The 20,442-nt window shown below is 43.3% G+C and carries 17 protein-coding genes; 9 read left to right on the top strand and 8 right to left on the bottom strand.

Translation table 11 applies throughout. The features are described from left to right. Positions 1 to 165: 165 nt before the first annotated feature. Positions 166 to 1,794, bottom strand: a complete 1,629-nt coding sequence (locus tag ABD894_RS05980) for an ABC-F family ATP-binding cassette domain-containing protein (protein ID WP_345210082.1) — start codon at positions 1,792 to 1,794, stop codon at positions 166 to 168. A gap of 276 nt (positions 1,795 to 2,070) precedes the next feature. Between ABD894_RS05980 and ABD894_RS05975 the strand changes: the two genes are divergently transcribed. After that, positions 2,071 to 3,939 carry a PAS domain-containing sensor histidine kinase gene (locus tag ABD894_RS05975; protein ID WP_345210081.1) on the top strand — a complete coding sequence of 623 codons (1,869 nt, stop codon included), beginning with the start codon at positions 2,071 to 2,073 and terminating at the stop codon, positions 3,937 to 3,939. A gap of 390 nt (positions 3,940 to 4,329) precedes the next feature. Here the strand turns inward: ABD894_RS05975 and ABD894_RS05970 are convergent, their stop codons facing one another. Both ABD894_RS05970 and pyrE read right to left on the bottom strand, forming a co-directional pair. Next, positions 4,330 to 4,725: an SRPBCC family protein gene (locus tag ABD894_RS05970; protein ID WP_345210080.1), complete on the bottom strand. Its 396-nt coding sequence runs from the start codon at positions 4,723 to 4,725 to the stop codon at positions 4,330 to 4,332. A gap of 17 nt (positions 4,726 to 4,742) precedes the next feature. Next, on the bottom strand, positions 4,743 to 5,384 hold the full coding sequence (gene pyrE / locus ABD894_RS05965) for an orotate phosphoribosyltransferase (RefSeq protein ID WP_345210079.1): 642 nt from the start codon (positions 5,382 to 5,384) through the stop codon (positions 4,743 to 4,745). Between pyrE and ABD894_RS05960 the strand changes: the two genes are divergently transcribed. After that, complete coding sequence (locus tag ABD894_RS05960) at positions 5,383 to 6,021, top strand: NUDIX hydrolase (RefSeq protein ID WP_345210078.1); 639 nt, start codon at positions 5,383 to 5,385, stop codon at positions 6,019 to 6,021. The genes pyrE and ABD894_RS05960 overlap by 2 nt on opposite strands. On the opposite strand, the gene coaD is transcribed toward ABD894_RS05960, so the two are convergent. From coaD to ABD894_RS05940, 4 genes are all read right to left on the bottom strand, one after another. Next, positions 5,990 to 6,451 carry a pantetheine-phosphate adenylyltransferase gene (coaD, locus tag ABD894_RS05955; protein WP_345210077.1) on the bottom strand — a complete coding sequence of 154 codons (462 nt, stop codon included), beginning with the start codon at positions 6,449 to 6,451 and terminating at the stop codon, positions 5,990 to 5,992. The two genes, ABD894_RS05960 and coaD, sit on opposite strands and share 32 nt — an antisense overlap. Before the next feature lie 232 nt (positions 6,452 to 6,683). Continuing rightward, a complete protein-coding gene (gene nudK, locus ABD894_RS05950; RefSeq protein WP_345210076.1) occupies positions 6,684 to 7,271 on the bottom strand; it encodes a GDP-mannose pyrophosphatase NudK in 588 nt (195 codons plus the stop codon). Positions 7,272 to 7,288: 17 nt separating this feature from the next. After that, positions 7,289 to 7,825, bottom strand: a complete 537-nt coding sequence (locus ABD894_RS05945) for an RsmD family RNA methyltransferase (RefSeq protein WP_345210075.1) — start codon at positions 7,823 to 7,825, stop codon at positions 7,289 to 7,291. After that, positions 7,816 to 8,613, bottom strand: coding sequence for a DUF3822 family protein (locus ABD894_RS05940; RefSeq protein ID WP_345210074.1), 798 nt, complete (start codon positions 8,611 to 8,613; stop codon positions 7,816 to 7,818). Before ABD894_RS05940 ends, ABD894_RS05945 begins: the two co-directional genes overlap by 10 nt. Positions 8,614 to 8,801: 188 nt before the next feature. Between ABD894_RS05940 and ABD894_RS05935 the strand changes: the two genes are divergently transcribed. From ABD894_RS05935 to ABD894_RS05920, 4 genes are all read left to right on the top strand, one after another. Further along, the gene (locus ABD894_RS05935; protein WP_345210073.1) at positions 8,802 to 9,581 is read left to right on the top strand and encodes a hypothetical protein; all 780 of its coding nucleotides are present in this window, start codon (positions 8,802 to 8,804) and stop codon (positions 9,579 to 9,581) included. Between the two features lie 259 nt (positions 9,582 to 9,840). Further along, positions 9,841 to 11,256 (top strand): ATP-dependent DNA helicase, encoded by a 1,416-nt coding sequence (locus ABD894_RS05930; RefSeq protein ID WP_425562925.1) that lies wholly within the window; start codon positions 9,841 to 9,843, stop codon positions 11,254 to 11,256. 245 nt (positions 11,257 to 11,501) lie between these two features. Continuing rightward, positions 11,502 to 14,111, top strand: a complete 2,610-nt coding sequence (gene clpB, locus ABD894_RS05925) for an ATP-dependent chaperone ClpB (RefSeq protein ID WP_345210071.1) — start codon at positions 11,502 to 11,504, stop codon at positions 14,109 to 14,111. Between the two features lie 503 nt (positions 14,112 to 14,614). Beyond that, positions 14,615 to 14,959: a phosphoribosylpyrophosphate synthetase gene (locus ABD894_RS05920; protein WP_345210070.1), complete on the top strand. Its 345-nt coding sequence runs from the start codon at positions 14,615 to 14,617 to the stop codon at positions 14,957 to 14,959. 255 nt (positions 14,960 to 15,214) lie between these two features. On the opposite strand, the gene ABD894_RS05915 is transcribed toward ABD894_RS05920, so the two are convergent. Beyond that, complete coding sequence (locus ABD894_RS05915) at positions 15,215 to 15,775, bottom strand: hypothetical protein (protein WP_345210069.1); 561 nt, start codon at positions 15,773 to 15,775, stop codon at positions 15,215 to 15,217. A 408-nt stretch (positions 15,776 to 16,183) separates the two neighbouring features. Here ABD894_RS05915 and ABD894_RS05910 point away from each other — a divergent pair, with 408 nt between their 5' ends. The 3 genes from ABD894_RS05910 to ABD894_RS05900 all read left to right on the top strand — a co-directional run bounded on the left by ABD894_RS05910 (position 16,184) and on the right by ABD894_RS05900 (position 20,021). Then, on the top strand, positions 16,184 to 17,176 hold the full coding sequence (locus ABD894_RS05910; RefSeq protein ID WP_345210068.1) for a hypothetical protein: 993 nt from the start codon (positions 16,184 to 16,186) through the stop codon (positions 17,174 to 17,176). A 214-nt stretch (positions 17,177 to 17,390) separates the two neighbouring features. Continuing rightward, positions 17,391 to 18,626: a M16 family metallopeptidase gene (locus ABD894_RS05905; RefSeq protein ID WP_345210067.1), complete on the top strand. Its 1,236-nt coding sequence runs from the start codon at positions 17,391 to 17,393 to the stop codon at positions 18,624 to 18,626. Between the two features lie 117 nt (positions 18,627 to 18,743). Then, positions 18,744 to 20,021, top strand: a complete 1,278-nt coding sequence (locus tag ABD894_RS05900) for a M16 family metallopeptidase (RefSeq protein ID WP_345210066.1) — start codon at positions 18,744 to 18,746, stop codon at positions 20,019 to 20,021. Positions 20,022 to 20,442: the final 421 nt, after the last annotated feature.

The raw sequence follows: 20,442 nt of genomic DNA, 5'->3' as shown, positions 1-20,442 counted from the left end.
AGGACAACCCTACATTTACCACTACCAAAGGAAAAACAGCAGTCCTGATCAAATTTTGCCGGTACGTTAAAATATTGGAAATAGCCAATCCATCTAAATCACAATCACAAAAAAAGCGCTCTTGTAGTTTACAGGAGCGCTTTGCTTATTTAATGAAGTATGTTGTTATGCTAAAGCATAAAGTTCTTCACGTTGTTTTTTAACGGCTTCGCTGTTAATGTATTCATCGTAGCTCATCAGTTTATCAATATAACCGGCAGGGGTTATCTCAATAATACGGTTGGCAACGGTTTCTACCAGTTCATGATCTCGTGAGGTAAACAATACCGTTCCGCGGAAATCTTTCATGCCATTGTTTAATGCCGTGATCGATTCCAGGTCGAGGTGGTTGGTAGGTTCGTCAAATAACAGTACGTTGGCTTGTTGCAGCATCATACGGCTAAACATGCAGCGCATTTTTTCACCGCCCGATAGTACATTGCTTTTCTTCAATACCTCTTCGCCGCTAAACAGCATACGGCCTAAAAAGCCACGGATAAACTGGTCGTCCTTTTCGCCCGGTGAGTATTCGCGCAGCCAATCGATCAGGTTAAGATCTTTACCGGCAAAATATTCAGAGTTTTCGATAGGAATATCGGCAGCATTAATAGTAACGCCCCATTTAAACTGACCTTTAAAGTCGGTGTCGCGGCCCATCAATACTTCGTAAAAAGCACTGGTAGCCAAACTGTTTTGCGAAATGATGGCTATTTTATCTCCCTTGTTCACCATGAACGATATATTGCCGAACATTACCTCGCCATTTTGAGTTTTACCCAGGTTTTCAACCTGTAGTATTTGGTCGCCCGCCTCACGGCCAAGATTGTTGAATATAATTCCCGGGTATTTACGGTTCGATGGCTGGATCTCGTCAAGGTTGATCTTGTCCAATGCCTTTTTACGGCTGGTAGCCTGTTTTGATTTCGACGCGTTCGCGCTAAAGCGACGGATGAAATCCTGTAATTCTTTCACGCGGTCTTCCAGTTTCTTGTTCTGGTCGCTGCGTTGTTTCAATGCCAACTGGCTCGATTCGTACCAGAACGAGTAGTTACCGGTATAAATGGTCATCTTGCCAAAGTCAATATCAACCACGTGGGTACACACGGTATCTAAAAAGTGCCTGTCGTGCGATACTACCAGTACAATAGCCTCGTAGCTTGCCAAAAAGTCTTCGAGCCAGCTTACGGTGTTAATGTCCAAATCGTTGGTAGGCTCATCTAGCAATAATATTTCGGGTTTACCAAAAAGTGCCTGTGCCAGTAACACACGTACTTTTTGCTTGCCATCAATTTCTTTTACCTGTTTGTAGTGCAGGTCTTCTTTAATACCTAAGTTGCTTAATAGGGTAGCGGCATTGCTTTCGGCATTCCAGCCATCCATTTCGGCAAAAAGATTTTCCAGTTCGCCGGCACGTTCGCCATCGGCATCGCTAAAATCTTCCTTTAGGTAAATAGCGTCTTTCTCTTTCATTACAGCGTACATTTCGCTGTGGCCCATCAGTACGGTTTCAATAACAGTATACTCATCAAACTCGTGGTGGTTTTGCTTCAGCACGGCCATACGCTCGCCGGGTGTAAAGCTTACCGAGCCGCTGCTTGGGTCAATCTCTTTTGATAATATCTTTAAAAACGTTGACTTACCCGCGCCGTTAGCGCCAATAATACCGTAGCAGTTGCCGTGGGTAAACTTTAAGTTAACGTCTTCAAATAATGTACGTTTGCCGTAGCGTAATGTTAAATTTGATACTGTGATCATGCTGCACCTGTAATTTGGCGCAAAAATACGGTTAATTAATTCAAGATAAAAGCGACTGAGAAATTAACATCAAAATCGGTTTTGTTAACTTTTGCGCATCTCATTTATGTTTTTGACGATTTTTTGGGGCTAAGTGTTGCTGTGGCGGTATTATTTTGTAATTTTAGGATATTAAATATTCCTGTATTCAATTTAATATTACCCCCTTTGTTAAATTTAATAGGTGCCGTGTATTCTGTTGGCAGTAGTATTTATATCCCCCTATAATAACTATTGATGACAGTTTATTCTATTGAGCCTCATAATAATGAACGGCTTTATAAAACATTGGTGAACGATGTTTTGGCCGGAACATGGAATTGGGATATTAAAGCCAATTACCTGTACGTATCGCCTTCCCTTAAAGCCATGATAGGTTATGGCGAAGATGAGCTCGTTGAGTTTGCCACCTGGCGGGATATAATGCACCCCGATGATATCGCCATAGTAGATGAGGCCTTAAAAGCCCATTTTAACAGTAAAGGCGAAATAGCCTACAGCCCCGATGTGAGATATTACCACAAAAACGGATCGATAGTTTGGGTTACCTGTACCGGCCGTGTAATAGAGTGGGGTGAGAATGGCCAGCCTTTGCGCATGGTGGGTGTGCATATTGATATTACCAAGTATAAGGTAATTGAACAAAAACTTAAAAAAACCAAAGATCTTTTAAATAAAACCAACCTTAGCGTAAGCCTTGGCGGCTGGGAATTCGATGTAGCCAACAATAAACTGGCCTGGACACGTGTAACCAAGCAAATACACGAAGTGCCGTTTAACTACGAACCTTCGGTAGATGATGCCCTGGGTTTTTATAAGGAAGGGTTGGGGCGCGAGGCATTGCGTAAAGGGGTAGAGGGGGCTATGGCAACCGGGAAGAGCTACGATACAGAAGCCCTACTGATCACCACCACCGGGCGCGAGGTTTGGGTACGCACCATTGGCAATGCCGAGTTTGAAGATGGTAAATGTGTACGGCTATTCGGTACGCTGCAAAATATTGATGAGGAAATGAAGATAAAGCTCGAACTGCAAAGCAGCGAAGCGCGCTTTAAGGGAGCTTTTGAAAACTCAACCATTGGTATGGCGCTGGTATCGCCGGAAGGTAAATGGCTGAAGGTAAACCAAAACCTGATCAGTTGTTTGGGGTATACCGAAGATGAACTGAACCAGATCACCTTTCAGGATATTACCCACCCGGAAGATCTGGAGAAAGACCTCGACCTGCTGAACAAGCTGATAAAAGGCGAAGTACACCATTACCAAATGGAGAAACGCTATTTTCATAAAAACGGCAGTGTTATTTGGGCGCTGCTTAGTGTATCATTAGTGCGCGATGAAAGGGGCAATCCTTTACACTTTGTATCGCAGATACAGGATATTACCGATAAAAAATTACAGGAAGAGCAAATAAAGGCCACGCTCGACGTGGTGAACCATCAGAACGAGCGCCTGCTTAACTTCGCTTATATTGTGTCGCATAACCTGCGTACGCATTCGGGGAATTTTCAGTCGCTGATTGATATGGTGAACGACCCCGAAACGGAACCCGACGAAAAAACACATTTACTGAAATTACTGCAAAACGTATCAACCCAGTTGAGCGACACCATCGTTAACCTTAACGATGTGGTATCTATACAAACCAGTAACCTTAAAAAGGCCAGTATCAATCTTAATAGCTATATAGAGCGTACCATTGATGTAGTGGCAGGCGATGTAAGCAAACACAGGGTGATCATTAAAAATAATGTTGACCCCGCGGCAGAGGTGCTGTATCACCCGGCCTATCTCGAAAGTATACTGCTCAACTTTGTTACCAACAGCATTCGCTACCGCCACCCCGAAAGGCAGCCCGAAATAATTATTAACCTTACCGATACGGTAGGGGGCAGGGTATTAACCGTTGCCGATAATGGTTTGGGGATAGATTTGGCCAGGCATGGCAAAAACCTGTTCGGTATGTATAAAACCTTTCATGGTAATAAAGAAGCACGGGGCGTGGGCCTGTTCATCACCAAGAGCCAGGTTGAGGCTATGGGCGGTAAAATTGATGTGGAAAGTAAGGTAGATGAGGGTACTACGTTCAGGGTGTTTGTCAGTTGATGAGAAATGCTGACACTTTTTGTATTTTAATTACACACTTTTACACAGCGCGATTGTCGGCATTTCCCGTATTTCCCCAATTTGTGCAATCAAAACTTACAACCCTTGGTTGTAAAATGCTGTTTTACACAATTATGACGGCTTAAATGTAAACTAAATGCTGATTTACAGCGTTATACATACATTATTACGCATGCCAATTAAAACCGGGAAATTTTGGAACAAACTTTGACTTATTTATAACAGGAACAGATTTCAATAACAATTTAAAAAGCAAAGTTATGATCGCATTAATCGCAAGCCTTGTAGTTATCAACTTAGTAGTGGTACTGGCCCGCAAATCATCACCAAGAGGGCTTTATTAATAAGCCGCCAACACATATAACAAGCTTAGCCCAGTATGGTGCCTAAGGTTTGGGTTTCGTGGTCCGCCAGCTTTTGTAGCGGGCCCGAAGCAAGCATCTTCATCATCATGTTCAGTTCGGCCGCAATGGTGAACTGAACTGATGTGTACTCCGCCTCCTGCGCCAGTAACCACTGCAGTTTAATTTCAAAGGGAGGTGTATCAGCAGCAACAATACTTATTACCGAATTTTCTATACGGCTTTCAACCACTAAGGCAAGCTTCGCCATGTTTTTTATGGTAAAGCTTGCTTCGTCGGCTGTTGAGCGCCAGTCCTGTATGCTTTCGGGCATTAGTTGCTGGTGGTTGTTGAGGTTGTTCAAAAACTGATAAACCTCACTAACCGGACGGGCTATATTTACAGTGCTTTCAAATAATGTCATAGGTAGATGCTAATGTTTTATTGTCCCCAGGTATCCGGAGAGGTACGCCATTGTTTAAGTACTTCAACGTCGGCAGGTAAAATATACTGTTGTTCTTCGGCATATTTTAACAGCGCGTTATAGTTAGATAACGTAACAAAAGGGCATTTAGCATTTTTAAAGTTTTCGGTAGCTACATCAAAGCCATAGCTGAATATGGCTGCCAGTCCTGCTACATCGTAACCGGCTTCGCGTAAAGCATCAACAGCTTGCAGGCTGCTTTTACCTGTCGATATTAGGTCTTCTATTACTACAACCCTTTGTCCGCTCATTATTTCGCCTTCAATAAGGTTACCGCGGCCATGTTCTTTAGCCTTGGCGCGTACGTAAATAAAAGGAAGCCCTAACTCCTGCGCAACAAGCGCGCCCTGCGGAATACCCGCCGTAGCTACGCCCGCTATACATCCTACAGCACCAAAAGTCTCCTGAATTATAGTGGTTAATTTTTGCCTGATGTACGTACGGATTGACGGATGGGACAATGTAACACGGTTATCACAATAAATTGGAGATTTCCAGCCCGATGCCCATGTAAAAGGATTGTTAGGTTGTAATTTAATTGCTTTAATTTGCAACAGGAATTCAGCTACCTGCTGTTCTATTTCAGTATTATTAAACATGGCTCAAAAATACAGAATTTATATCAACCAAACGGTTATTCTTATAACAGAAACCGCACCCGAAAAAGTTGAAGCCGATCAATTGATTGATGCTCAAACTTTTAGTTTGAAAACTATTTACCCTAAAATTTTAAAATCGGGCAAAGCCGTTTTTTATGTGGTATGTGAAGATGCAAAGGCCTTTATTAAAAAAATAGAAGCCGCTACCACAACCATAGTAGCTGCCGGCGGCCTGGTAAAGAATGAAGATGGGCATTTTTTATTCATTTACCGTAACGATAAGTGGGATTTGCCTAAGGGAAAGATAGAAAAGGGCGAAGGCATTAAAGAAGGCGCGGTGCGCGAGGTAGAGGAAGAATGCGGCATATCGGTAAATAAACTGGGCAAAAAAATATGCAAAACCTACCATGTGTATACCATTAAAAAAGAAGTGGTATTAAAGAAAACGCATTGGTACAAAATGAAATATAAAGGCCAGGAAAAGCTGAAGCCTCAAAAAGAAGAAGGCATTACCGATGTACGCTGGTTTAAAAAAGGCCAGGTAGGTACCATTGTTGAAAATACCTTCCCGTCAATTATGGATGTGCTGGTAAAAACCGAACTGGTTAAAGAAAAGCCAGTGCCTCCTTTGGTATAAACTGGCTGATATCGCCGTTGTGGCGCAAAATTTCGCGCACAATGGTTGAGCTGATGGCCGAGTAACCGGGTTTGCTTACAATAAAGATACTCTCTATATCGGGCGCAAGGGTATGGTTCATTTGAGCTATACCCTTTTCGTATTCAAAATCTGATACGGTACGTATCCCACGGATCATGAAGTTGGCATCGATGCTTTTGCAAAAATCAACTGTTAGGCCTTCGTAAGCGATGATGTGAATTTTGGGTTCGTGCTCAAAAACGGCACGCAACATTTGCTGGCGGGTTTCAATACTTAAAAAGCTCGATTTTAAACTATTTGCCCCAATGCCTATATAAACCTTATCAAACAAGGCCAGCGAGCGTTTAACAATATCAACGTGAGCTTTGGTAACAGGATCAAACGAACCCGGAAAAAGAGCGATATTCATAGTATCAGCAATTGTTTGCCCAAAAGTAGCTATTAATGTTCAAGAATAATGATTAAAGCATCAGTAAATCCTTTAATCAAAATTGGATTGATCACATTCAAGTAAATCACATTCAAGGTCAAATCCCATCAATCAATCCTAATCAAGAAAATCATGGTTTACTTTCACTCCTAACCAATCAAAGTCAAAATCTCATCAATCAATCCTAATCAAGAAAAATCAAGGTCCCTGTTTACCCCAGCAAGTCAAGGTTTATTTGAGCATACTGCAACAGCATTATCGTTTTGCCATCGCGTATTTCGCCTGTTTTTACCATTTCAAGTGCAGCTGCAAACGGAATTTCGAGTACTTCAATGTTTTCTGTTTCTTCTTCAATACCACCGCCCTCGCTCACTTTCATGCCCTTATCGTATTCTGCCACAAAAAAATAGATAAGTTCGGTAACCGAGCCCGGCGACATATAAGCCTCAAATACTTTTTTTACTGATGATACCTTGTAGCCGGTTTCTTCTTCGGTTTCGCGTTTTATGCAATCTTCCGGATTGTCTTTATCCAGCAAACCCGCGCAGGTTTCAATAAGGTAACCCTGGCTATTGCCGTTAAGATAAGTAGGCATCCGGAACTGACTGGTTAAAACTACCGTTTTGCTATGCTTGTTGTAAAGTAATATGGTAGCGCCGTTGCCGCGGTCATAAGCCTCACGCGATATGGTTTCCCACTCCCCGTTTTTTAATTGATGATCAAACGTTACTTTATTTAAGGTGTACCAATTGTTCGATAAAACCTCTGTGTGTATGTTTCTTATTTTTTCGTTTGTCATTTTATGTATGAACGAGGTTAAGGTGCTTTAAAAAAGGAGAAGGATGAATGCCCGTATTTACGCTGATCGGTAAAATTGGGGTGGCCACTTAGGTTTTGCAGCGATTGATGCTCTACAATAAGTAAACCGCCGGTTACAAGTAATTCTTTCTCGAAAACGATCTTAGGGATTTCAGGGATCTTGTTCAGATCATACGGCGGATCGGCGAATATGAGATCGTACTTTTCGCTTTCTATATCCAGGTATTTGAATACATCGGCCTTAAAGGTTTTGATGTTTTCGAGGCGATGTTTTTGCGCGGTATCTTTTAAAAATATGATGCCGCCCTGGTTACGGTCAACCGCCTGCACTAACGACGCGCCCCGCGAAGCAAACTCCAGCGAGATATTGCCCGTGCCACTAAACAGGTCGAGCACCTTAATGCCATCAAGATCAATTTGATTTTGCAGGATGTTGAACAGGGCTTCCTTTGCCAGATCTGTAGTAGGGCGTACAGGTAAATTTTGCGGCGGATTGATCCTTAAACCCCTTAATGTACCCCCAATTATCCGCATAACGTTAATGCCGAAAGTGACAGGATATGTTGCGCCTTAACCGAAACAGGCAATTGCAGTAATTGTACGGTGTTCAGCTCAACGTGTTTAAAAAATTCAGCCAGTCGCTTAAAATTGGCATCATCGTTATTTATTTTGCCGCTTAAGTTCAGGTGTATACTGCCGGGTTGCAGCTTCAATTGCTCGGCTACAAAGGCAGTATAATAAGTTAGCTCATCGGCGTTGTAAAACTCAAAGCTGTTAAAAAAACGCAGCTTACTCTGGTTGTAATATAAAAAGTTAACCTTGTTCTCGTTGAGTTCGAGGTATAGCGTATCGTCGTTAGGGTTGTTGTTGGCAATAGCCTTTATCCAGCCCTTTAAGCCAAAAACAGAATTGTTCAGCTCAAATTTTTCGGCGGCGGCAACAGTGCCGTTGCTTACTTTGTATACCACACGGTTTTCGGTATCAAGTTCCTGTACAAATACCTTTTCATCGGCTTGTACATTTAACAAGCGGGCTAATAAACCAATATGCGCGTCGCTGTAAACGCCTTCGGGTACAAGGGTGAAGCTAAGTGCAGGCACGCCGGTAATTACCTGTTTGTACTTGGCGGTCAACAGGTCGCGCAATTCATCAGGATTGGTCAGCTCATCTAACGGATGGCCGCTGCCCCAGGCCAATAGCCTACTGCCTTGCGTTACCGCGTAAGCGAACGAAGCTGCCTCAATTTGCAACAGCAATACATAACCTTCGGCCTGGTCGAGGCTAAAGTCGTCATCGTAATAATTATAGTCAGGTTCGTTCATGAGCTAAGCAAAAGTAGTATTTTTTTTGTTGTGGCAAATATTTGACTTCTTCTGTTATGAGGTTCGGGGTTTCAGGTTTGGGGTTCGGGTATGAGTAGAGCAATTATAACCCGCAGTAAACAGCAATTAATGATTAAACCTTATACCCAAAATACTATCCTAAGAGTAATATTTTCAATTGAACACCTATGCTAACGCGATTTTTTCTATCACTGTTTTTATTAATAACTACCGTAGCGGTTAATGCCCAGGAGTATAGCGTTACAAAAACTGTAACCATCACCGGGGATAGTATTGAAACCTATAAAGATCAAAACGGCAATAAGGCCGTAGTAGTCACCAATTCTACCGATATATTCGGCAATAAAATAAAAACGGTTACCGGCCCCAATGGCGAAAAGATAAAATCAGTAAAAAAATCTAAGGATATTTTCGGGAATGAGATCATTGAACTTTCTGACGGAACAGGGCACACCGCGGCGACTATAAAAAACTCTACCGATATATTCGGCAATAAAATAAAGAGCATTACCGATGCCAGCGGCAAAGAAATACGATCTGTTAAAAAATCAAGGGATATTTTCGGCAATGATATTGTTGAGATAAGCGACGGCAACGGCAGGCCCGCGAAAACCATAAAAACATCGAAAGATATTTTTGGCAACGAAACAAAAAGTGTAACCGGGGCAAACTATGAAAACATTGGTTCGGTTAAAAAATCGAAAGATATTTTCGGCAATGAAACCATCGAAATGCTTGACGGAAACGGACAAAGAACCTTAGCCATAAAAACCTCAACAGATATATTTGGTAACGAAACAAAGGAAGTGACCGGCTCCAACTATGAGCGTATTGGTTCGGTTAAAAAATCAAAGGATATTTTTGGCAACGAGATCATAGAGATCAGCAATAGCAACGGGCAAATCAATTCGACCATAAAAAACTTCGACAGATATTTTTGGCAATGAAGAACGAAGCGTTGTAGATAGAACGGGCCGCGAGGTATCATCCATAAAAACGGTAAATGATATTTTTGGCAATACTACTACCACCTTTAAAAACGATATGAACCCGGATTCGGCCCAGTTATTAATGAATTTGCTATGCGGTTGGGGTGGTAACGAAAAATAGTCTTGCTTGCTAACCCCATTCAGTTTTTACAAAAACAAGCAAAATTCCTATCGTTTGGCGAGGGTTGGGTGAGGCCAAAAAACTCACTACCTTTGCATAGTGTCCGCACCTACAGATATTATTCGTAAAGCATTCCCGCATGAGCCTACCGCCCAGCAATTGGAGCTGTTTGGTAAGTTGCATCAGTTTTTAACCAGCGGTACTGGTGACGAATGTTTTATACTGAAAGGCTATGCCGGTACGGGTAAAACCACGGTACTGGGTGCATTGGTAAAGGCCTTGCGATCGTACAATTATAAATATGTACTGCTGGCGCCAACCGGTCGTGCCGCCAAGGTGATCACCAGTTATGCGCAGCGGAAAGCTTACACTATTCATAAACGCATTTACCGTAAAAAATCGGCCTTAACTATCGACGAAAGTTTTCTGCTGGCCGACAATATGGCTACCGATACCATTTTTATTGTGGATGAGGCCTCCATGATAGCCGATTCCATCAGCGGTAACAGTAACGAAACCTTGCTGAACGATTTGATGCGCTATGTTTACAACGGCGAAAACTGTAAGCTGATGCTGGTGGGCGATACCGCACAGTTGCCGCCTGTAGGGTCGGATGAAAGCCCGGCACTGGATGTGGAGCTGGTGCGTTCGGCTTACAGCGTTTCGGTGTTCAGCTTTGAACTGACGGATGTATTGCGGCAGCAAAAAAACTCGGGTATACTATATAATGTAACCAATGTGCGCGATATGATCAGGCTGCAAACGCTTAAAATGCCGCGTATTACTACCAAAGGTTATAAAGATGTTTTCCGGATGGGGAGCGATAAGCTGGAGGAGGGCCTTAACTATGCCTACAGCAAATACGGGCACGAGAGTACGCTGATCATCTGCCGCTCTAACAAAAACGCTAATCTGTATAACAAACAAATCCGCGCACGCATACTATGGCGCGAAGAAGAACTCACCGGCGGCGATCAGATTATGGTGGTGCGCAATAACTATTTTTGGCTACAGGAGAACGAGGAAGGTAGTACCGGTTTTATTGCCAACGGTGATATTGCCCGTATAAGAAAAGTGCGCGGAGTTGAAGAGATGTACGGTTTCAGATTCGCCAATGTACAAATGGAGCTGATCGATTACTCGGAAGATCCTATTATTGATTGCAAAGTATTGCTGGATACGCTCGATTCCGAATCGCCTGCTTTGAGCCAGGTAGATCAAAAGCGATTTTACCTCGAAGTAATGAAAGATTACGAGCATATCCCTAACCGCCGTGCTCAGCATGCGGAGCTAAAGCTCAATCCTTATTATAATGCCCTGCAAATAAAATTTGCTTACGCCATTACCTGCCACAAAGCGCAGGGCGGCCAATGGCCCGCCGTATTTGTTGACCAGGGTTTTTTAACCGAAGAAATGGTAAACCTCGATTTTCTCCGTTGGTTTTACACTGCCTGTACCCGCGCCACTAACGAATTGTTTTTAGTAAACTTTAACGAGCGGTTCTTTATTTAGGCATTCCGTCATTAGTCATTGGGTCATTTCGCTATGCGGTCATTTAGTCATTTGGTCAATGGTTATTTATTGCCGGGGGCAAATAGGTAAAACAGCTTTCGCGGGTATCTGTTAATTTGGCGGTACTCCTATACGTTTTGTAATGGTTATTGATCAATAACAGTCAAAAAGTCGCGGCTGATTGATTTAAACCGACATTTTTTCAGTATAAACACATTGGCAACAGATTTGAACAAGAGGGATATATGAACTTTAACAACTTTACAATCAAAGCCCAGGAAGCCGTACAAAAGGCCTCCGAAATTGCCACCGGTAATCAGCAGCAGGCCATTGAAAATGCGCACCTGTTAAAAGGCTTGTTACTGGTTGATGAAAACGTTATATCTTACTTACTAAAAAAACTGAACGTTAACCTTAACCGGTTGAACGAAACACTCGATCAGCAGATCGGTACATTCCCGAAGGTTAGCGGCAGCAATGTATATTTATCGTCGGATGCCAATGCTGCTTTGCAAAAAGCGCAGGGGGACCTAAAGGAATTTAAGGATGAATTTGTGTCGGTTGAACATATTCTTTTGGGTATCCTGGCATCTAATGATAAAACCGCCGGCGCGTTAAAAGATGCCGGTGTTAATGAAAAAGATCTTAAAAAGGCTATTATAGCCTTACGCGGCGATAATAAAGTGACCGACCAAAATGCCGAAGCCACTTATAACGCCCTTAACAAGTACGCCCGCAACCTTAACGAATACGCCGAATCGGGCAAGCTCGATCCGGTGATCGGTCGCGATGAAGAAATTCGCCGTACCATTCAAATATTATCCCGCCGTACTAAAAATAACCCGGTACTGGTAGGTGAACCCGGTGTAGGTAAAACAGCTATCGCCGAAGGTATTGCCTTCCGTATTATTAAAGGTGATGTGCCCGAAAGCCTGAAAACCAAGGTGGTTTACTCGCTGGATATGGGCGCGCTGATAGCCGGTGCCAAATACAAAGGTGAATTTGAAGAACGCCTGAAAGCCGTACTGAAAGAAGTTACCCAAAGCGATGGTGAGATCATCCTGTTTATTGATGAGATACACACGCTGGTAGGTGCAGGTGGTGGTGAAGGCGCTATGGATGCCGCCAACATCCTGAAACCAGCCCTTGCCCGTGGCGAACTAAGAGCCATTGGCGCCACTACCCTTAACGAATATCAAAAACACGTAGAGAAAGATAAAGCGCTGGAACGCCGCTTTCAAAAGGTAATAGTTGATGAGCCGGATACTGCCGATGCTATTTCTATCCTCCGTGGGTTGAAGGAACGCTACGAGGCACACCACAAGGTAATTATTAAAGATGAGGCCATTATAGCCGCGGTAGAGATGTCGCAACGCTATATATCCGACAGGTTTTTACCGGATAAAGCTATCGATTTAATGGATGAAGCCGCTTCTAAACTACGTTTGGAGATGGATTCGGTACCTGAAGCGGTAGATGAACTGAACCGCCGCATTATGCAGCTTGAAATTGAGCGCGAGGCCATCAAACGCGAAAAGGACGAAAAGAAGGTACAGGAGCTAAGTGCTGAAATTGCCAATCTATCTGCTGATCGTGATTCGCTTTACGCGAAGTGGAAAGGGGAGAAGGACCTGGTAGATGCTGTGAACCAAAAGACCGAGCAAATAGAGAACTTTAAACTCGAAGCCGACCAGGCAGAGCGTGCCGGTGATTACGGTAAAGTAGCGGAATTACGCTATGGCCGTATTAAAGAAGTGCAGGACGAGATAGAGAAGCTGAAAGTTTCTTTACAGGCCATGCAAAACGATAGCCGCATGCTCAAAGAAGAGGTTACCGCTGATGATATTGCAGGTGTGGTTTCACGCTGGACAGGTATCCCGGTTTCTAAAATGATACAAAGCGAACGCGAAAAACTGCTTCACCTCGAAGAAGAGCTTCACAAACGTGTAGCCGGGCAGGAAGAAGCTATTGAAGCCATCAGCGATGCCATACGCCGTAGTCGTGCAGGTTTGCAGGACAAACGTAAACCGATAGGCTCGTTCATATTTTTAGGAACCACCGGTGTAGGTAAAACAGAGCTGGCAAAAGCATTAGCCGAGTTTCTGTTCAATGATGAAAGCGCGCTGGTACGGATAGATATGAGCGAATACCAGGAACGCCATTCGGTTTCACGCTTAATAGGAGCGCCTCCGGGCTATGTGGGTTATGATGAAGGCGGACAATTAACCGAAGCCGTACGCCGTAAACCATACAGTGTAGTATTGCTGGATGAAATTGAAAAAGCGCATCCCGATGTATTTAACATATTGCTGCAGGTGCTTGATGATGGCCGCTTAACTGATAATAAAGGCCGCTTGGTAAACTTTAAGAACACTATCATCATCATGACTTCCAACATCGGTTCAAACGTGATACAGGAGAACTTCCAGAAACTGGAAGATGATAACCGCGATGAGGTGATCGCTAAAACCAAGAACGACCTGTTCGAGTTGCTGCGTGTTACCATAAGGCCGGAGTTTTTGAACAGGATAGATGAGATCATCATGTTCACCCCACTAAGCCGCAACGAGATTGGCGATATCGTGAAACTCCAGTTCAGGCAGGTACAGGATACCCTTGCCGAAATGGGGATCAGGATAAATGCAACCGACGAAGCGCTCGACTGGCTGGCACAACTGGGTTACGACCCTCAATTTGGTGCACGTCCGCTTAAACGGGTTATTCAAAAGAAGATCCTGAACGAGTTATCAAAACAGATACTTTCAGGCAAAGTAGATAAAGAAAGCACTATAAAGTTGGATATGTTCGATAACCAGTTCGTATTTGTAAATACAAGTGCAGAGAGTGTTCAATAAGGCGATTAAACCAGCCACAGGTTTTACGGAAAAAGTTTTTTATCCGTTAAACCAAAGCTGGTAAATCCTCTCAAAAGAACATAATTAACTCCATCATATAGCCAAAGAGCTGCCCCTAAAAGGCAGCTCTTTGGCGTATAAGGGGGGTACCGTGAGCTTGTCGAAGGGTGCGCGAGTAAAGGCCCTGTAAAGGTTTTCATCACCTGTCATTCTGAGGAACGAAGAATCTTCTTCACCATAAAGGTTGACTATTAGATGCTTCGTTCCTTAGCATGACAGTGGAAGATGATTTACCCTATTATCAATATTGTTACCGCACCAATTAAAAGCCTTCCGGTATCTAATCGATCATTCCGTTTACATACTCTTCCAACCCATTCATTATCACCCATCATCAAACAATCCATAAAAAAAGTAAAACAACCTGTGCGGTTTATAAGTTAATACAACAGAAGAGAGCAGCAGCAACCTCTGCTTATGTTATCACTAAACAAAACATCACCATGGAAAATTATGAAACCTTAGTGGATGCCACTAACGATCTTTTAAAAAGAGGATATACAGCAAACCTGAGCTTAGATGAAGACTCGGTAAACGATAAAGAGCACAACATTGAAATGTTGCCTGATGATTTTGAAATTGATGAGTTTTACCGCTTTGAAGGGGCAAGTAACCCATCAGATACATCAATAGTATACGCCATCAGTTCGGATAAGTATAACTTAAAGGGCGTGCTGGTAAACGCATACGGCGTATATGCCGATAACGCTACGGCCGCGCTGGTAGCAAAACTTCACCACAATCAGGTAAGCGATCATCTGCATGGCGAAGACAGACCTAAAGCTTAACAAGTCTTAAAATGGGACGCCAAAAACGTAAGCTTAGAAAAAGCGACAGATATTAATATTCAGTCGCTTTTTTTTATACCCTTCCCACTGTCATGCTGAGGAACGAAGCATCTATTAATGAACTATTTATAGCTAAGTGACTTCTCTGTGCTACTTACCCGTGACAGATGCTTCGTTCCTCAGCATGACAGTGGGGAGCTTGGTGTAACCTACCCGGGCGTTAAGGCTAAAAATAGATCATCAAAAACTCCCCCTTCAGGGGGCCGGGGGGATCTTTTTCAATATCATCTTCCCCCTCGCTTGTATAGCAGCCGAACCATTACGCATTAAAAACTGAAGCTGGTTGGCCAGTTCTTCGGCAATCCAATTGTAACGGGGACTTAAATGTAGCAAAGCTTCTGCAGCCGAGCATTTTACTGCTATCAATACTTTAGGGTCAATCATCCAGTCGAATAGCTTTTCTACAACCGGTTCCAAATCGAGCGCGTCCAGTTTGGCTTTAATAAGGGGCGACGCTTTGCGGGCGGTAAGCCGTATCATGATGTTGGCATAATGTCGCTGGCAGCTTGGGTAACTTACTTCCGGGAATTTGGCTATTAAATAATTCAGTTCCTCAACATATTTACCGGCATCCTTTATCAAAGCGTTCTCCAACATCCACGATGCCCGGAAGGCGATATTCTTATCGGTGTGAAAAGTAATATCGATCAGATCGGTCAGCGGGAACCGGTGCTTGTTTAATAAAGCCACCAATTCAACCACCCGGGATTTACCCATGGTGGCCGATATTTCTTTGATGAGTTCCTGCTGGGTCATTGTTAATTCAAAAGTCAAAATTCAAAAGTGAAAATTAAAAAACGCCTTTATTTTCAACATCGTTTTTTGATTTTTTTCGGCTGAATGTGAAAAGTGGGAAGAGTTTGTTTCTCAAAAATTCACACAAGTGAGGACATACCTTTTGCTTCTGCGGCAATTATAGCTTTTAATGTTGTTAAACATACAGGTTGTGACAAGTTCAAAAAAGGGGTTATAAGGGTTATTAGTCGTGTTGTTTTTACCGTTTTAGGTAACAAATAGTCATGTTAGTTAACCTGTTATATAACTGTGAAAGTTGCAGGTTTTTCAAGTTAATAAAGCAATTAAATAGGGTGTTTTAACGGGGTTTTTCCTTTAGTGTATGCCGTTGTTTTGGAATATCAATTAACACAAACAACATTAAGCATTATGAAACAATTTAAAAACCTATTAATTATTGGCCTGCTGGCATTGGCAACATCGTGTGGTAAGGATGGTGGCATTGGTCCGCAAGGCGAAACAGGTGCTAAAGGTGATACCGGCGCGAAAGGTATCGCTGGTCCGGCCGGCGATGACGGTAGCGTTATTTACAGTGGTATAGGCGCGCCTGCTGCCAGCGTAGGTAAAAATGGCGATTATTATTTAAACACAACTAATGGTGCGCTATATGGCCCTAAAACACAAGGTGATTGGGGTACTGCATTATCGCTTAAAGGCCCGCAAGGTGCCAAAGGCAACACAGGCGACCAGGGTGAAAAAGGCGATCAAGGCGATAAAGGTGCAACCGGCGCTACAGGTGCCAAGGGCGCTGCCGGCAGCCAGATATTAACAGGTACAGTTATCCCTGCTGCCAACTTAGGCAAAGTGGGCGATTTTTACCTGAATACTACTACCTACCTGCTATACGGCCCGCGAACTGATAGCGGCTGGGGCGTAGCCATATCTTTAAAAGGTGCCAAAGGCGATAAGGGCGACAAAGGAGATAAAGGTGATAATGGCGCGACAGGTGCTACCGGAACCGCCAACGTACAATATTCAGGCTGGATGTACGCCAAAGCTTTTAGCGATACTACTGTAGATAACTCTGCTTTAAAAGTGGGTTACATTACCGTGCCTGCCCTTACAACCAGCATATTAAACTCGGGTACTATATTGGTTTACTTTACTTATGGCGGCGGCGTTTTGCCATTACCATACACCAGCAATGCAGGTGGTAAACCTAATACCATCAACTTTATGCCATTATTCAGAAGGTTGGTTATTACCCGTTTTGCGCATGATAACAGCAATAGCGTAGCATTATCAACCCTGTTGCAATACAGGTATGTAATTATACCGGGCGGGGTAACGGTAGCCGCGGCCAAAAAGATAGATCTTAACAATTACGAATCTGTTAAGGCGTACTATCACCTGGCCGATTGATGAAATTTTAGTCTGTTAGTTAGTATATGTAACCGGGGTGCAAGGTATTGCGCTCCGGTTTTTTGCTTTGGCGGGGCAGCTTATTGTGTATGTAATGTAAATGTATGAGCCTGTAAAATAGCTGATTGCGGATTTTTACAAAATCAATACAACAAAAAAATGAGCCGAAAACTAAAAATTATACCTTTATCTTTTTAAATATTGATAAAGCTACATGGTTAAATTCAACCGTTTTACACTGGATAATGGCCTTAGGGTTATTGTTCACGAAGATAATACAACACCAATGGCGGTAGTTAACATTTTATATGATGTTGGCGCCCGCGACGAAAATCCAGAACAAACCGGTTTCGCGCATTTATTTGAGCACCTCATGTTCGGCGGATCAGTCAACATACCCGATTATGATGAGCCCCTGCAACGTGTAGGCGGCGAAAATAACGCCTTCACCAGCAACGATATTACCAACTACTATATCACGCTGCCATCAGCAAATATTGAAACGGCTTTTTGGCTGGAGAGCGATCGCATGCTTAGCCTTGCCTTTAGCGAAAAAAGCCTTGAAGTACAGCGCAATGTGGTAATAGAAGAGTTTAAGCAGCGTTACCTCAACCAGCCTTACGGCGATGTTTGGCTGAAACTGCGTCCGTTGGTTTATAAAAACCACTCGTACCGCTGGGCAACTATTGGTAAGGAGATCAGCCACATCAGCGATGCTAAAATTGAGGATGTAAAAGCATTCTTTAAAAAGCATTACAACCCGCAAAACGCCATTATGGTAGTTGGGGGCGATGTTACTGTTGAGCAGGTAAAGCAGCTATCCGAAAAATGGTTCGGGCCTATCCCTGCCGGTGAAAAATATCACCGCGACCTGCCACAGGAGCCCGAACAGCATGATGAACGCCGCGAAACCGTTACCGCCAAAGTGCCGTTAAACAATGTGTACATAGCCCTGCAAACCGGTACCCGTACCGACGATAATTATTATATTACCGAGCTGATCACCGATATACTTTCGCGCGGAAATTCATCAAGGTTATACCGTAACCTGGTGAAAGAAAAGCAGATATTCAGCGATGTACATGCTTATATTACAGGTAGCCTTGATAAAGGTATGATGGTTATTGAAGGTAAGCCTTTGCAAAACATCACTACCGAAACTGCCGAGGCTGCCATTTGGGAGCAATTGGAAAAGCTGAACGATGAACAGGTGCCTGCCGATGAACTGACCAAGGTAAAGAACAAAACGGAATCGACCATGGTGTTTTCCGAAATGTCGTTACTGGAAAAGGCGATGAACCTGGCATTTTTTGAATTATTGGGCGATGCAGAAGCCATCAACAGCGAAACCGGTAAGTATACCGCCGTAACCGCCGAACAAATACAGGAAACTGCCCGCTCGATATTCCGTCGGGATAATTCATCAACGTTAATTTATTTGGCCGAGTAGTCATTTGGTCATTGCGTCAGTAGGTCATTGGTCATTGTTTGTCGAATAGATAAGAATGACCAATGACAAAATGACCAGTGACCTAAATAATGACCACTGACTAATAGCAAAAAAGGAATGATAGACAGAACTATAGCGCCTGATTTTAAGGCCATCAACGATATAAATTTAATAAAGCCCGAGCATATTCAGCTTGATAATGGCTGTAATGTTTTCGTATTCAACTCCGGCGACCAGGAATTGGTGCGCATAGAGTGGATCTTCGGTAACCTGCGTTTTGACCCGGCTAAGCCATTGCTTAACCTTACTGTTAACGCGATGCTTACCGACGGTACCGAAACTTTAACCGCTGCTCAAATTGCCGACAAGATAGATTTTTACGGCGCGTTCTTCCAGTCCGATTACGGGTTCGATCACTCACAGGTAACCTTGTTCAGCCTTAATAAACACCTGCAAAGTACCTTGCCGGTGGTAAAGGATGTGCTTACTAATTCCATTTTTCCGCAAAAAGAGGTAGAAACCTTTATCCGCAACCAGCAACAAAAACTACAGGTAAACCTGCAAAAGAATGATGTAGTTGCACGCCGTACTTTCAATAAAGCCATTAACGGCGATACTATCTACGGCCTCGCACCGGATGCCGACGATTATAAGAACCTGCAACGTGAGGATCTGCTTGCGCATTTTAAACAAATGTACCAGCCATCAAACTGTACGCTTATTGTAGCCGGTAAAACCGATGCCGAAACACTGAAAATCATCACCGATACCTTCGGCGCGGCTTGGGAAAATGCCCTAAACTCGGCAGATACCACACAACCGGAAGTAGAGCCATCGGCAGATTTGTTTTACTATGTAGAAAAACCGGAAGCGCTGCAATCGGCTATTAGGCTGGGTATACCGGCAATTAAACGCACCCATGCCGATTTCCCTGCCTTGCAGGTATTGAACACTGTTTTGGGCGGTTATTTTGGATCGAGGTTAATGGCTAATATTCGTGAGGATAAAGGTTATACTTACGGCATAGGCTCGGGCATATCATCGCTAAAAAATGCTGCGGCTTGGTTTATAGCTACCGAAGTAGGGGCGGATGTATGCAAATCAGCCGTTACCGAAATAGAAAAAGAGATCGACCTGTTAAAAACAGAATTGATAGCCGACGAAGAACTGGCCCTGGTGCGTAATTACATGCTGGGTTCGCTGTTGGGTAGCCTGGAGAATATCTTTTCGCATGCCGATAAGTTCAAAAATATCTATTTCGCCGGTTTAGATTACGATTACTACACCCGCTACAGCCAAACCATAAAAACGGTAACTGCACCGTATTTACAGCAACTGGCACAGCAATACCTCGATTTCGACAGGTTTTATAAAGTGATTGTAGGAAAGTATTAAGAGGGGGACTCACCCCGTCTTCGCTTCGCTGGACGCCCCTCTCTCCGTAAACGGAAAGAGGGGTTTCAAAACCTCAAACCAAATCCTGTACTCGCGGTAAAATCAAAATCTCTGTGTAACTCCGTGCAAACCTCCGTGCCCTCTGTTGTAAAAAACGAAAGCTCTCCGCCCTCTGCGGTAATAAACTAAATCCTCAAACAAAATCTCTGTGTAACTCCATGCAAACCTCTGTGCCCTCTGTGGTAAAAAAGAAAGCTCCCCGCCCTCTGCGGTAATAAACTAAAACCTATAATCATCCCAAAGTCTAAACCAATCCTAATTATCACACCAAGGCAATAATCTGCCTGATAACAACAATTAGTTGCTATCCATTCTCTATTTCAAAATAAATTCCTATCTTTGCCCGGCAAATAATAACTCC

It is taken from the genome of Mucilaginibacter gynuensis (assembly GCF_039541195.1).
In the GTDB taxonomy this organism is placed as follows: domain Bacteria; phylum Bacteroidota; class Bacteroidia; order Sphingobacteriales; family Sphingobacteriaceae; genus Mucilaginibacter; species Mucilaginibacter gynuensis.
This window is presented reverse-complemented; position numbering and strand designations above follow the sequence as displayed.

Coding starts and splice junctions, on each gene's coding strand:
- clpB (WP_345210071.1), top strand. CDS start 11,502: ATGAACTTTAACAACTTTACAATCAAAGCCCAGGAAGCCGTACAAAAG.
- ABD894_RS05905 (WP_345210067.1), top strand. CDS start 17,391: ATGGTTAAATTCAACCGTTTTACACTGGATAATGGCCTTAGGGTTATT.
- coaD (WP_345210077.1), bottom strand. CDS start 6,451: ATGAATATCGCTCTTTTTCCGGGTTCGTTTGATCCTGTTACCAAAGCT.
- ABD894_RS05900 (WP_345210066.1), top strand. CDS start 18,744: ATGATAGACAGAACTATAGCGCCTGATTTTAAGGCCATCAACGATATA.
- ABD894_RS05980 (WP_345210082.1), bottom strand. CDS start 1,794: ATGATCACAGTATCAAATTTAACATTACGCTACGGCAAACGTACATTA.
- ABD894_RS05915 (WP_345210069.1), bottom strand. CDS start 15,775: ATGACCCAGCAGGAACTCATCAAAGAAATATCGGCCACCATGGGTAAA.
- ABD894_RS05970 (WP_345210080.1), bottom strand. CDS start 4,725: ATGACATTATTTGAAAGCACTGTAAATATAGCCCGTCCGGTTAGTGAG.
- ABD894_RS05945 (WP_345210075.1), bottom strand. CDS start 7,825: ATGCGGATAATTGGGGGTACATTAAGGGGTTTAAGGATCAATCCGCCG.
- nudK (WP_345210076.1), bottom strand. CDS start 7,271: ATGACAAACGAAAAAATAAGAAACATACACACAGAGGTTTTATCGAAC.
- ABD894_RS05910 (WP_345210068.1), top strand. CDS start 16,184: ATGAAACAATTTAAAAACCTATTAATTATTGGCCTGCTGGCATTGGCA.
- ABD894_RS05940 (WP_345210074.1), bottom strand. CDS start 8,613: ATGAACGAACCTGACTATAATTATTACGATGACGACTTTAGCCTCGAC.
- ABD894_RS05975 (WP_345210081.1), top strand. CDS start 2,071: ATGACAGTTTATTCTATTGAGCCTCATAATAATGAACGGCTTTATAAA.
- ABD894_RS05935 (WP_345210073.1), top strand. CDS start 8,802: ATGCTAACGCGATTTTTTCTATCACTGTTTTTATTAATAACTACCGTA.
- ABD894_RS05920 (WP_345210070.1), top strand. CDS start 14,615: ATGGAAAATTATGAAACCTTAGTGGATGCCACTAACGATCTTTTAAAA.
- pyrE (WP_345210079.1), bottom strand. CDS start 5,384: ATGTTTAATAATACTGAAATAGAACAGCAGGTAGCTGAATTCCTGTTG.
- ABD894_RS05960 (WP_345210078.1), top strand. CDS start 5,383: ATGGCTCAAAAATACAGAATTTATATCAACCAAACGGTTATTCTTATA.